The sequence below is a fragment of the Streptomyces sp. NPDC043685 genome (assembly GCF_056436585.1).
In genome coordinates this window covers 69,254-82,166 of sequence record NZ_JBWKCH010000012.1, presented here as the reverse complement: position 1 = coordinate 82,166, position 12,913 = coordinate 69,254, and the positions used below count along the sequence as shown (strand labels likewise).

General features: G+C 72.6%; 8 protein-coding genes. 2 read left to right on the top strand and 6 right to left on the bottom strand.

Annotated elements, in window-relative coordinates; translation table 11 throughout:
- Window positions 1-93: 93 nt before the first annotated feature.
- The 4 genes from ilvN to AC0665_RS33000 form a co-directional block, all read right to left on the bottom strand.
- A complete protein-coding gene (gene ilvN / locus AC0665_RS33015; protein WP_030851453.1) occupies window positions 94-618 on the bottom strand; it encodes an acetolactate synthase small subunit in 525 nt (174 codons plus the stop codon).
- Between the two features lie 36 nt (window positions 619-654).
- Window positions 655-2,499, bottom strand: a complete 1,845-nt coding sequence (locus AC0665_RS33010; protein WP_468413088.1) for an acetolactate synthase large subunit — start codon at window positions 2,497-2,499, stop codon at window positions 655-657.
- Between the two features lie 230 nt (window positions 2,500-2,729).
- Complete coding sequence (locus tag AC0665_RS33005) at window positions 2,730-5,747, bottom strand: putative bifunctional diguanylate cyclase/phosphodiesterase (protein ID WP_478706444.1); 3,018 nt, start codon at window positions 5,745-5,747, stop codon at window positions 2,730-2,732.
- Window positions 5,748-6,180: 433 nt separating this feature from the next.
- Window positions 6,181-7,131, bottom strand: coding sequence for a 2-hydroxyacid dehydrogenase (locus AC0665_RS33000; RefSeq protein ID WP_468634136.1), 951 nt, complete (start codon window positions 7,129-7,131; stop codon window positions 6,181-6,183).
- A 77-nt stretch (window positions 7,132-7,208) separates the two neighbouring features.
- Here AC0665_RS33000 and AC0665_RS32995 point away from each other — a divergent pair, with 77 nt between their 5' ends.
- Together AC0665_RS32995 and AC0665_RS32990 are read left to right on the top strand one after the other, a co-directional pair.
- Complete coding sequence (locus tag AC0665_RS32995; protein WP_478706443.1) at window positions 7,209-8,207, top strand: aldo/keto reductase; 999 nt, start codon at window positions 7,209-7,211, stop codon at window positions 8,205-8,207.
- Window positions 8,208-8,333: 126 nt separating this feature from the next.
- Window positions 8,334-9,506, top strand: a complete 1,173-nt coding sequence (locus tag AC0665_RS32990) for a PQQ-dependent sugar dehydrogenase (RefSeq protein WP_478608974.1) — start codon at window positions 8,334-8,336, stop codon at window positions 9,504-9,506.
- Between the two features lie 3 nt (window positions 9,507-9,509).
- On the opposite strand, the gene AC0665_RS32985 is transcribed toward AC0665_RS32990, so the two are convergent.
- The gene (locus AC0665_RS32985) at window positions 9,510-9,695 is read right to left on the bottom strand and encodes a DUF6191 domain-containing protein (protein ID WP_468413096.1); all 186 of its coding nucleotides are present in this window, start codon (window positions 9,693-9,695) and stop codon (window positions 9,510-9,512) included.
- Between the two features lie 58 nt (window positions 9,696-9,753).
- Window positions 9,754-12,828 (bottom strand): helix-turn-helix transcriptional regulator, encoded by a 3,075-nt coding sequence (locus tag AC0665_RS32980; RefSeq protein ID WP_478706442.1) that lies wholly within the window; start codon window positions 12,826-12,828, stop codon window positions 9,754-9,756.
- Window positions 12,829-12,913: the final 85 nt, after the last annotated feature.

Here is a 12,913-nt window from a genome sequence, read left to right as displayed (position 1 = left end):
GTTGCGTCCCACCGTATGACGGGGGGCGGAAGGGAAGCTTGAGGGTCTCGGAATACGGGCGGCCGACGGCGCGCCGACCGCCCGTTCCGGGTCTTACGCCGACCGGTCCAGAGCGCGCAGCGACCGGTCCGTGATGGAACGGGCACCGCGGCCGATCGCGATCGTGCCGGACTGGACGAGCTCCTTGATGCCGTACGGCTCCAGCATCTTGAGCATCGCGGTCAGCTTCTCGCCGGATCCGGTGGCCTCGATGGTGACGGCCTCCGGGGAGACGTCGACGGTCTTGGCGCGGAACAGCTGGACGATCTCGACGATCTGGGAGCGCGTCTCGTTGTCGGCGCGCACCTTCACCAGGACGAGTTCGCGCTGCACCGCCTGCGCGGGCTCCAGCTCGACGATCTTCAGCACGTTGACGAGCTTGTTCAGCTGCTTGGTGACCTGCTCCAGCGGCAGGTCCTCCACGCCGACGACGATGGTGATGCGGGAGATGTCGGGGTGCTCGGTGACGCCCACCGCGAGCGAGTCGATGTTGAAGCCGCGGCGGGAGAACAGGGCGGCGATCCGGGCCAGGATGCCGGGGGTGTTCTCCACCAGGACGGAGAGCGTGTGCTTGGACATGATCTGCTTCCTCTGCTTGAAAGTCCTGGGTGGCTCTCAGTCGTCTTCGTTGTCGCCGAAGTCGGGGCGGACGTCCCGGGCGGCCATGATCTCGTCGTTGGAGGTGCCGGCGGCGACCATCGGCCACACCATCGCGTCCTCGTGGACGATGAAGTCGACCACGACCGGGCGGTCGTTGATCGAGTTCGCCTCCTCGATGACCTTGTCGAGGTCGTCCGGGGACTCGCAGCGGATGGCGTAGCAGCCCATGGCCTCCGACAGCTTCACGAAGTCGGGGACGCGGGTGCCGCGGGCCTCGGGGTTGACGTCGTCCGGCCCGGAGTGCAGGACGGTGTTGGAGTACCGCTGGTTGTAGAAGAGGGTCTGCCACTGGCGGACCATCCCGAGGGCGCCGTTGTTGATGACGGCGACCTTGATCGGGATGTTGTTCAGGGCGCAGGTGGTGAGCTCCTGGTTGGTCATCTGGAAGCAGCCGTCGCCGTCGATCGCCCAGACCGCGCGCTCCGGCGCTCCGGCCTTGGCGCCCATGGCGGCCGGGACCGCGTAGCCCATCGTTCCGGCGCCGCCGGAGTTCAGCCAGGTGCCCGGCTTGTCGTACTCGATGAAGTGCGCGGCCCACATCTGGTGCTGGCCCACGCCGGCCGCGAAGATCGTGCCCTCGGGGGCGAGCTGCCCGATGCGCTCGATGACCTGCTGCGGGGAGAGCGAGCCGTCGCCGGGCTGGTCGTAGCCGAGCGGGTAGGTGTCGCGCCAGCGGCTCAGGTCCTTCCACCAGGCGCTGTAGTCGCCCCGGTGGCCCTCGCTGTGCTCCTTCTGGACGGCCTGGATCAGGTCGGCGATGACCTCGCGGGCGTCACCGACGATCGGCACGTCGGCGGCACGGTTCTTGCCGATCTCGGCCGGGTCGATGTCCGCGTGGACGATCTTGGCGAAGGGGGCGAAGCTGTCCAGCTTGCCGGTGACGCGGTCGTCGAAGCGGGCACCGAGGGCGACGATCAGGTCGGCCTTCTGCAGGCCGGTGACGGCGGCCACCGAGCCGTGCATGCCGGGCATGCCCAGGTGCTGCGGGTGCTTGTCGGGGAACGCGCCGAGCGCCATCAGCGTGGTGGTGACGGGCGCACCGGTCAGCTCGGCGAGGACCTTCAGCTCGGCCGTCGCCTTGGCCTTGAGCACGCCGCCGCCGACGTACAGCACGGGCCGGCGCGCCTGGGTGATCAGCTTGGCGGCCTCGCGGATCTGCTTGGCGTGCGGCTTGGTCACCGGGCGATAGCCGGGCAGGTCCATGGCCGGCGGCCAGGAGAAGGTGGTCTTCGCCTGGAGGGCGTCCTTGGCGATGTCGACCAGCACGGGGCCGGGGCGGCCGGTGGAGGCGATGTGGAACGCCTGGGCGATGATCCGCGGGATGTCCTCGGCCTTGGTGACGAGGAAGTTGTGCTTGGTGATCGGCATGGTGATGCCGACGATGTCCGCCTCCTGGAAGGCGTCCGTGCCGATCGCCTTGGACGCGACCTGGCCGGTGATCGCGACCAGCGGAACCGAGTCCATGTGCGCGTCGGCGATCGGGGTGACCAGGTTGGTGGCGCCGGGGCCGGAGGTGGCCATGCAGACGCCGACCCTGCCGGTGGCCTGCGCGTAGCCGGTGGCGGCGTGACCGGCGCCCTGCTCGTGCCGGACCAGGACGTGGCGCACCCGGGTGGAGTCCATCAGCGGGTCGTAGGCCGGGAGGATCGCACCGCCGGGAATGCCGAATACCGTGTCGGCGCCGACCTCCTCGAGAGAGCGGATGAGGGACTGCGCGCCCGTCACCTGCTCGGGGGCGGAGTGTCCTCCGGATCGGGGCCGGGGCTGCGGGTGGTGGGCCCCGGTGGCCTGCTCGGTCATCGGCATTCTCTTCTCAGATGCTGAGGGTTTTTGCGAGGTTTGTGCGGTCTTCGGCTGCTGCACGAGGGGTGCCTGTGCAACAAAAAACCCCTCGTGCCATAAGGCAAGCGAGGGGAGCGCGCCGGGTGGGGTCGCTGAGCGGTCGAAGCTCAGCGTCAGCCGACGCGCTGTCCAAGTACGAGAATTCGGGTGCGCATGGCACTGACCCTCCCCCCGGCACGCACTCACTGTCAAGTGGGTGGGACGGGAGTCTCATTATGTGAACGGAGGGCCGTGCCGCCTCCGATGACGGCGGACACACCGGAGCTGTAGACCCGCGGGGCGCCGCCCACGAACGCCGGTTCGACCGGCCCGCTCGGCACCGGATAGTGGCCGGAAGCCAGCGCCCGGCGCAGCCGGTATTCGTCCAGCGGCCCGGAGAACGCCATGCCCTGCCCGTGCGTGCAGCCCATCGCGCGCAGGGCGACGACCTGCTCGGGCAGGTCCACCCCCTCCGCCACGGACTTCAGCCCGAGGTCGCCGGCGATGCGCAGCAGCCCGCTGGTGATCTTGTGCAGCCGCGCGGACTCCACGACGCCGTCGACCAGACCGCGGTCGAGCTTCAGGACGTCGACGGGGAGCCGCCTGAGGGCCGTGATCGCCGCGTAGCCGCTGCCGAACCCGTCGAGCGCGATCCGTACGCCGACCCGCCGCAGGGCGGCCAGACGCCGCTCCAGCTCGTCCATCGAGACCCTCGGGTCGGCGTCCGCCAGCTCGATGATCAGCGATCCGGACGGCAGCCCGTGCCGCGTGAGCAGCGCCTCGATCGAGCCGAGCGGCAGCGAACGGTCCAGCAGCCGCCGGGCACTCATCCGCACGACGACCGGGACGGACAGCCCCGCCGTGTGCCGCTCGGCGGCCTGTTCGACGGCCTCCTCGATCATCCAGCGGCCCAGCTCGGCGGTCTTGTCGCTGTCCTCGGCCACACGCAGGAACTCCGCCGGGGTGAAGAGCACCCCTTGCGAGGAGCGCCAGCGCGCCTGCGCGGACACCGATGAGATCCGGCCGTCCTCCAGGGACACCACAGGCTGGTGCAGCAGGGCGAACTCCCCGTCGTGCAGCGCGGCCCGCAGACGGGTGGCGAGCTCGGCCTTGCGGACGACATCCTGCTGCATCTGCGGCCTGTACAGCTCGACACGGCCCTTGCCGCCGGCCTTGGCGCGGTACATGGCCAGGTCGGCGTTGCGCAGCAGTTCGCCCGCGCCGAGGCCGGCTTCCGCGAAGGCGACGCCGATGGAGGCGTTGACCCGGACATCGTTGCCGTCGATCAGGTAGGGCTGGGACAGGGTGGTCCTGAGGCGGTCGGCGAGCTCCAGGATGTGCCGCTCCCGGGCGTCCCGGTCGCGGGTGTTGTCCCCGGCGATCAGGGCCGCGAACTCGTCCCCGCCGAGCCGGGAGGCGGTGTCACCGTGCCGGACGGATTCCTGGAGTCTGCGGGCGGCCTGGACGAGCAGCTCGTCGCCGGCCTGGTGCCCGATCGTGTCGTTGACGGCCTTGAAGCCGTCCAGGTCGATGAACAGCACGGCCGTGTTCCGCAGGGCCACGCCCCGGTCGGAGGCGCGGCGGCCCGAGAGGGCGTGCTGGACGCGCTTGGTGAACAGGGCGCGGTTGGGCAGGTCGGTGAGCGGGTCGTGCTCGGCGTTGTGCTGCAACTGGGCCTGGAGCCGCACCCTTTCGGTCACGTCGCGGCTGTTGAAGATGAGGCCGCCGTGATGGCGGTTGATGGTGGACTCGACGTTCAGCCAGCCTCCGTCGCCCGAGCGGAAGCGGCACTCGATGCGTGTGGTGGGTTCCTCGACCGGGTCGGCGGCGAGGAACCGGCGCACCTCGTGCACGACGCAGCCCAGGTCCTCGGGGTGGATGAGGCCGGCCAGTTCCGAACCCACCAGCTCTTCCGCCGAGCGGCCGTAGACACCGGCGGCGGCCGGGGAGACGTACCTCAGGACGCCGCTGGGGGCGGCGATCATGATGACGTCGCTGGAGCCCTGGACCAGGGAGCGGAAGTGGTTCTCCTTCTGCGCCAGTTCCTGGGTGAGCGTGATGTTGTCGAGCAGCATGATGCCCTGGCGCACGACGAGCGCGAGCACCACGGTGCCCCCGGTCAGCAGGACCACGCGGTCGACGCTGCGCCCGTTGAGGACGTTGTAGAGGATGCCCAGGGTGCACACGGCGGCGGCGAGGTACGGCGTGAGGGCGGCGAGGGAGCCGGCGATGGGCCGGGTGGCCGGGTACCGGCTGTGCTCGGCGCCGGGCGGGGGTGCCTGGTGGTGGGGTGTGCTGCGCTGGCCCGGCACGTGCTCGTGCACCACGCGGGTGTGTCCCGTCGCGCCGTGCCGGTCCGGTCCGTGCCGCTCGGCGTCGGCGTCGGCCCGCGGCGCGGCCCACGGGGCGTACGCCAGGAGCAGCGAGCCCGCGAACCAGCCCGCGTCGAGCAGCTGGCCGGAGCGGTAGTCGTGGTGCATGAGCGGCGAGGTGAACAGGGCGTCGCACATCACGGTCAGCGCCAGGGCGCCGATGGCGGTGTTGACCGCCGAGCGGTTCACCGCGGACCGCCGGAAGTGCAGCGCGAGGACCATGCTGACCAGGGCGATGTCGAGCAACGGGTACGCCAGCGACAGCGCGATGTGCGCGACGCCCGGGCCCTCCGACTTCGCGGCCTGGGCCAGGGCGAGGCTCCACGCCAGCGTGAGCAGCGAGCCGCCGATCAGCCAGGCGTCGAGCCCCAGGCAGACCCAGCCCGCCTTGGTCACCGGCCGCTTGGCGAGCACGAGGAGCCCGACGATCGCGGGCGGCGCGAAGCAGAGGAAGAACAGGTCGGCGTAGCTGGGACTGGGCACGGGCAGCCCCAGGACCACCTCGTACCATCCCCAGACCAGATTGCCCAGGGCGGCCATCGTCGAGGAGAGGCCGAACAGCAGCCAGGCGGGTCGAAAGCGGGTGCGGCGGCTGCGGGCGTAGAGGAAGCACGAGACGGCGGCGGTGCCGGCTGCGGCGCTCAGCCCGAAGTCGCCCATGAAGAGGGCCACTTCGTACGAACCCCAGCCGAGCGCGGAACCGACGGCGTACCCCGCGCAGGCCAGCGCGAGGACGAGTTGGAGGGCCGGGCCCGGCCTGCGGCCGGAGACCGGTGTGCGAGGCAGCAGCGCACCCGTGGACTGAGGCTGTGCCCGCAGCGCTCCGTCCAGCGTGGGGGTGGGGGGCGCGCTCACCGGATCCTCCCGGCTCGCGCCGCGGGGCCCCGTGGGTCCCGGTGGACCGGCCGGTCATGCCTTCCGCCGCTGCCCGGCCTGCGGTGGTGACGGCCGTGTTCGGTGTGGTGCCCGCTGTGGCGTTCGCTGTGGTGGGTGTGGTGGCCGCCGTGATCGGCGTGGTGACCGCGCCGGCGCGCGGCCGTCCGCCAGGGTCGCCGCCGGCCGCCCCGCCCCGTCGGATCGCTCGTCCAAAGGCCGTGCATCGCCTGTCGCCCCCCTCACAGTCTGAAGTGTCCGTCCCCGGCGCCGAACGGTCCCCGGCGCAGCCCCTGTCGGGACGATACACCAGTCTCGTCACTCAGGGACATAGGTTCTCTACGCTCCGTGACGATCAGCAGATATATGAGTACCCACCGCACCCGGAGGATTGCGGACGGTACTCGAAGCTCTCTCAGTCGGTTGATGCACCCGTCGTGAGGATCACGTTGCGGAGCGGCTCCCGGTTCACATAACGGTTCAACTGGTCCACCAGGAGCCGCTTGGCGCGCGGAAGGAACGCGGAGGTGGGTCCGCCCGCGTGGGGGCTGATGAGTACCCCCGGCGCACGCCACAAAGGGTGTTCGGGCCCCGGCGGCTCCGGGTCGGTGACGTCGAGGGCGGCGGTGATGCGGCCGCTCTCCAGCTCGGCGAGCAGGGCCTTGGTGTCGACGACGGGGCCGCGGGCGACGTTGACGAGGAGCGCGCCGTCCTTCATCCGGGACAGGAAGTCGGCTCCGGCCAGGCCACGGGTGCTTTCGTTGAGCGGCGTGGACAGGATGACCACGTCCGCCTCGGGCAGCAGGGCGGGCAGCGCGGTGAGCGGATGCACCGGACCGCGCGCCGTGGTGCGCTCGGAGCGCGCGACGCGCGCCACCCGCGCCACCTCGAACGGAACGAGCCGGTCCTCGATCGCCTCGCCGATCGAGCCGTAGCCGACGATGAGGACGTTCTTGTCGGCGAGCGCCGGCCGGAACCCGCCCAGCCACTCGCCCCGGTCCTGCGCGCGGACGAAGTCGGGAATGCCGCGCAGCGAGGCGAGGATCAGCGCCAGGGTGAGCTCGCCGGTGCTGGCCTCGTGCACCCCCCGCGCGTTGCACAGCCGCACCCCGCCCGGCAGCCGCCCGAGTCCCGGCTCCACGTGGTCGATGCCGGCGGAGAGCGTCTGCACGACCTCGACGTTGCGCATCCGCCCCAGGGGACGTACGCACAGCGGGCTGGGCTTCATGTAGGGGACGACGTAGAAGGCGCAGTCGGCCGGGTCCGCGGGGAAGTCCTCGGCGCCGTTCCAGAAGCGGTAGTCCGGGCCGTCCGGGAGTCCCTCGATCTCGTCCGGCGGGATGGGCAGCCACACGTCAGCAGTCATGCTCTGGAGGCTATGTCAGGAGCGCGCGACGGCAGAGGTTAGGTTGGGGTGGCTCGAACAGGGAGGGTCACGACCAGGTGGAGCGCAGGACGATCGGCGCGGCGGCGCTCGCGGTGGGGGCCGTCGGACTCGGGTGCATGCCGATGAGCTGGGCCTACAGCGCGTCGCGGCGGCGCGGCGACGAGTCGCTCAGGGCGGTGCACCGGGCGCTCGACCTGGGCGCTTCCCTGCTGGACACGGCCGACATGTACGGTCCCTTCACCAACGAGCTGCTGGTGGGGCGGGCGTTGAAGGAGCGGCGGTCCGACGCGTTCGTGTCGACGAAGGTCGGGCTGCTCGTGGGCGACCAGCACATCGTGGCCAACGGCCGCCCCGGGTATGTGAAGCGGGCGTGCGACGCCTCGCTGCGGCGGCTCCAGACGGACGTCATAGACCTCTACCAGTTGCACCGGGCCGACCCCGAGGTGCCGGTCGAGGAGACCTGGGGCGCGATGGCGGAGCTCGTCCAGGCCGGGAAGGTGAGGGCGTTGGGCCTGTGCGCGGTGGGCGCGCGGGCCGGCCGCCGGTCCGGGGCCCGGCGGCACGACGGGACGATCCGGCAGCTGGAGCGCGTGCAGCAGGTCTTCCCGGTGAGCGCGGTGGAGGCGGAGCTGTCGGTGTGGTCCCCGGAGGCTCTGGAGACCCTGCTGCCGTGGTGTGTGACGCGGGGCGTGGGTTTCCTCGCCGCGATGCCGCTGGGCAACGGCTTCCTGACCGGCCGGTTGCGGCCCGGCGCGGGTTTCGAGGCGGACGACCCGCGGGCCCGGCACCCCCGTTTCACGGGCGAGATGATGGCCGCGAACCAGCCGATCGTCGCGGGGCTGCGCCGTGTGGCCCGCCGGCACGGCGCCGCGGTCACGCCCGCCCAGGTCGCCCTGGCGTGGGTGCTGGCCCAGGGCCCGCACGTGGTGCCGGTCCCGGGCACGAAGCACGAGCGCTGGGTCGTGGAGAACACGGCCGCGGCCGACCTGCGCCTGACGCGCGACGATCTCGCGGAGGTGGCCGGGCTGCCGCCGGCGCAGGGGTCGTGGGACTGAGCGCGCTCCCGCCGCCGGGTGCGTTCCGGGCAAACCCGGTGTTCCTGGTTCGGGGTTGCGTGATCGGGAACCTGACGGCCGCGAGCGGTGTATGACAGGGAGAGGACCCGCCCCGTCGAAGGGACCATGATCGTGCAACGTCGAGCCGTCCCGACCGTGCTGGCCGCCGCGGCGCTCCTGCTGACGGCCGGCTGCTCCTCCGACGGCGGGGGGTCGTCCGGTGCCGACGGCGGCTCCTCCCCCGGCTCCGCGGCGCCGTGGTCGTCCGCGCCGCCGCGGCAGGCCGCCGAGCCGACACCGCCCGCCAAGGGCTCGGTGCGTGTGGTGCGCACCGTCGCCGAGGGCCTGAGGTCGCCGTGGGGGCTGGCCCCGCTGCCGGGCGGCGGGCTGCTCGTCGCCTCCCGGGACGACGGGACGATCGTCCGGGTCGACGACAAGACCGGCAAGAAGACGGACGTGGGCGAGGTGCCGGGGGTCTCGGCGGCCGGCGAGGGCGGCCTCCTCGGGCTCGCCCTGTCCCCCGACTACGCCTCGGACCACATGGTCTACGCGTACTTCACCTCGGCCTCGGACAACCGCATCGTGCGCATGATCCACGACGAGCGAAAACCCGCGGGTGAGCAGCTCGGCGCGCCCGACGTCGTCTTCAAGGGCATCCCCAAGGGCTTCATCCACAACGGCGGCCGCATCGCGTTCGGACCCGACAAGATGCTGTACGCGGGCACGGGCGAGAGCGGCGACACCGGTCTGTCCCAGGACAAGGACTCGCTGGGCGGCAAGATCCTGCGTCTGACCCCGGAGGGCGAGCCGGCGCCGGGCAACCCGTTCCCAAACTCGCCGGTGTACTCGTACGGCCACCGCAATGTGCAGGGCCTGGCCTGGGATGGCAGGCAGCGGCTGTTCGCCGCGGAGTTCGGGCAGGACACCTGGGACGAGCTCAACGCGATCAAGCCGGGCGACAACTACGGCTGGCCGAAGGCCGAGGGCCGGTCCGACGACCGGCGCTTCCACAACCCCGTCGACCAGTGGAGCACGGCCGAGGCCTCCCCCAGCGGCATCGCCTACGCCGAGGGGTCGGTCTGGATGGCGGGCCTGCGCGGCAAGCGGCTGTGGCGCATCCCGCTGGACGGCACCGAGGCCTCGGCCGAGCCGCAGGCGTTCCTGGAGGGCGAGTACGGCCGGCTGCGCACGGTGGTGGCGGCGGGCGGCGACCGGCTGTGGCTGGTGACCAGCAACACGGACGGCCGGGGCGACCCGAAGGACGGGGACGACCGGATCCTCGAACTGAAGGTGGGCTGACCTCTAGTCGTCCGGGTCCCGCGCCTCGTCCTCGGGCGGGCGCACGACGACCTTCCCGGACGCGAGGTCTATCGGCCCGCGGCCGGGGTCGGCGTCCCCGACGTCCTCGCGGGTCAGTTCCAGCCGGTTCTGCTCGTCCCGGGTGTGCTTGCGGCCGGGGGAGAACAGTTCCTCGAACATGTTGAACAAGGGAGCCTCCCTGGGCCGCGCGGGGCGCGGTGTCCGCGCCGTCCGTCCAGCGTATGCCTCAGCCCGCCGGACCGGGTGTGAGCAGGTCGGCCGGGAACAGTCCCAGCCGGTGGGCCACGGCGGCGGCCTCGCCCCGCCCGGAGACACCGAGCTTGCCGAGGATGTTGGAGACGTGCACGCTCGCGGTCTTAGGCGAGATGAACAGCTCCTGCGCTATCCGGCGGTTGGTGTGCCCGGCGGCGACCAGGCGCAGTACGTCCTGTTCCCGGCTGGTGAGGCCGAGGGCCTGGACGGGGTCGGCCGGCGCCGGGCCCGGTGTGCCTGCGGGCGTGAGCGGGAGGCGGGCGCGCCGGCCGAGCGCGGTGGCGGCGTCGGCGAGCGGCCGGGCCCCGAGGTGACGGGCGACCGTGCGGGCGAGGCGGAGCAGTTCCGTGGCGCGGTCGCGCTCGTCCTCGCCGCCGCCCGTCAGCAGGGACTCGGCCAGGCGGTACCGGACGCGGGCGAGGTCGTAGGGCCGGTCCAGGGGTTCGAAGGCGGTGACCACCCGCGACCAGGCATCAGGGGCGCTCATGCCCTCGGCGCGCTTCAGTTCGGCGCGGACCCACAGCTCGTGGGCGAGCCAGACGGGGGCATGGGTGGTGAGGCGCTTGGCGGCGTCGAGGACGCCCTGGAGAACCTCCGCGCGGCCCTCGCGGGCGGTGGGCAGTGCCCGGGCGTCGGCCTCGGCGGTGGCCGCTTCGAGCAGCAGCGGCCAGGCGTAGCGCTGGGTGCCGAGCGGGAAGCCCGATGCGAGGGTGCGGGTCAGTTCGGCGCGGGCGTCGGCCAGGCGCCCCTCGGCGGCGGCGAGCGCGATGGTGAGCCAGGAGATCGGCAGGTCGTGCTGCGGCATGGGGTCGTGCGGGCCGTAGGCGGCGCGGCCCTGGGCGAGGTACCGGGCGGCCTCGGGCACCTGCCCCCGGGCGAGCGCCAGGAAGGCAAGGCAGTTGGCGCCGGACCCGTGCGGGCCGGCCGTCTGGCCGCGGCGCTGGGCGTTGCCGGCGGCCTCGGCGGCCTCGTCCCAGCGGCCGAGGGAGACGAGCGACTCCGCGAGGTTGCTCCAGATCCAGGCCTCGGCGTCCCGCAGCCCCATCGCCCCGGTGAGCCGCAGGCCCTCGCGCAGGATGGAGACGGCCTCTTCGGAGCGGCCCACGCCTTCGAGGACGGAGGGCAGGTTCACATGGCTGCGGCCCACGATCGCCGCGAGGCCCCGGGTGACCACCTCGTCCCTGACGTCGTACATGTGGCGGAGCCCGGCGTCGATCTGCCCGGCGTCGACCATGAGTCCGCCGAGGGTGAGCCGGGCGTGGGACTCGATGTCGTCGGCGCCGACCATGCGCGCGTACTGGACGGCCCGTTCGGCCGCCGTCAGGGCGTCCGGCCCCGGTTCGTGGAGCATCGACCAGTGGGCGGCCGTGGCCAGCACCTCGGCGTGCACCTCGGACGGCGGCAGGCCGCGGACCAGCTCCTGGGCGGTGGCGATCTCCTTCCAGCCGTCACCCCGGGCCAGCCCCTGCACCAGCCGGGAGCGCTGGATCCAGAACCAGGCCGCTCGCAGGGGGTCGTTCTCCTCGTCGAGCAGCCGCAGGGCGCGCTTGGTGATCTTCAGGGCGCGTTCGCGTTCCCCGCAGAGCCGTCCCGCGACGGCCGCCTCGGCCAGCAGGTCCAGGTGGCGCAGCGCGGTGGTGGCCGGGTCGCAGCCGCTGGGGGTCCCCCCACGCCGTTCAGGCAGTAGGGGAGGATAGACCTCGGCGCAGTCGACGGGGCGCAGGGTGCGGCGTACGGCCTCGGGGGCGGTGTCCCACAGTTCCATCGCCCGCTCCAGCAGCCGCAGTTGCTCGGCGTAGGCGTGCCGGCGGCGGGCCGAGACGGAGGCTTCCAGGACGGCGGGCAGGGCCTTGGCGGGGTCGTGGGCGTGGTACCAGTAGCTGGCCAGGCGGGTGGTCCGCTGGTCGGCGGGGACGAGGCCCGGGTCGCTCTCCAGGGCTTCGGCATAGCGGCGGTTGAGGCGGGAGCGTTCGCCGGGGAGCAGATCGTCGCTGACGGCCTCGCGGACCAGGGAGTGCCGGAAGCGGTAGCCGTCGCCGCCGGGCGCGGGGGCGAGTATGCCGGCGTTCACCGCGGCCCGCAGCGCCTCGATGAGGTCGTCCTCGGTGAGCCGGGCGACGGCGGCCAGCAGCCCGTACTCGACGGTGGAGCCGCCCTCGGCGACGATCCGGGCGACCTGCTGGGCGGGCTCCGGCATCCCCTCGACGCGGACGAGCAGCAGGTCGCGCAGGGAGTCGGTCAGGCCGGTGCGGCAGCCCTCGTGGGCGGCGACGGCGAGTTCCTCGACGAAGAAGGCGTTGCCGTCGGAGCGTGCGAAGATCGCGTCGACCTGGTCGGGCTCGGGCTCCTGGGCGAGGATCCCGGCGACCTGGCGGCACACCTCGTCGCGGTTGAAGCGGGCGAGTTCGAGGCGGCGGATCGTGCGGAGCCGGTCGAGTTCGGCGAGCAGGGGCCGCATCGGGTGGCGGCGGTGGATGTCGTCGGAACGGTAGGTGGCCAGGACGACGAGGCGGCCGGTGCGCAGGGTGCGGAAGAGGTAGGAGAGCAGATACCGGGTGGAGGCGTCGGCCCAGTGCAGGTCCTCCAGGGCGAGGACGACGGTGTGTTCGGCGGCGACGCGCTCCAGCAGGCGTGCGGTGAGCTCGAAGAGGCGGGCCATGCCGTCCTCGTCGTGCCGCCCGGCGCCCGACTCGCCCAGTTCGGGCAGCAGCCGGGCCAGTTCCTCCTCCTGGCCCGCGGCCGCGGCGGCCATTTCGCCGGGCAGTGCGCGGCGCAGTGCGCGCAGCGCGGTGGAGAAAGGGGCGAAGGGCAGCCCGTCGGCGCCGATCTCCACGCAGCCGCCGAGTGCGACCACCGCCCCGCCGCGGCGGGCGGCGGCGGCGAACTCCTCGACCAGGCGGGTCTTGCCGACCCCGGCCTCACCGCCGATGAGCAGCGCCTGGGGCTCGCCCTCGCAGGCGCGGACGAGTGCGTCGTGCAGGGTGCCCAGTTCCTCGGCACGACCGACGAACACGGGGCTGACGGACCTGGTCTCCACGGCCCCGAGCATCGCATGCGGGTCCGACGGTGTGGCACCGGTTTTCCGGTGAACCGCCGCGGCGGCGGCCGTCGTCGCGGTGCGAACGACGGCCGCC

Coding starts and splice junctions, on each gene's coding strand:
- ilvN (WP_030851453.1), bottom strand. CDS start 618: ATGTCCAAGCACACGCTCTCCGTCCTGGTGGAGAACACCCCCGGCATC.
- AC0665_RS33010 (WP_468413088.1), bottom strand. CDS start 2,499: ATGACCGAGCAGGCCACCGGGGCCCACCACCCGCAGCCCCGGCCCCGA.
- AC0665_RS33000 (WP_468634136.1), bottom strand. CDS start 7,131: ATGACTGCTGACGTGTGGCTGCCCATCCCGCCGGACGAGATCGAGGGA.
- AC0665_RS32990 (WP_478608974.1), top strand. CDS start 8,334: ATGATCGTGCAACGTCGAGCCGTCCCGACCGTGCTGGCCGCCGCGGCG.
- AC0665_RS32980 (WP_478706442.1), bottom strand. CDS start 12,828: ATGCTCGGGGCCGTGGAGACCAGGTCCGTCAGCCCCGTGTTCGTCGGT.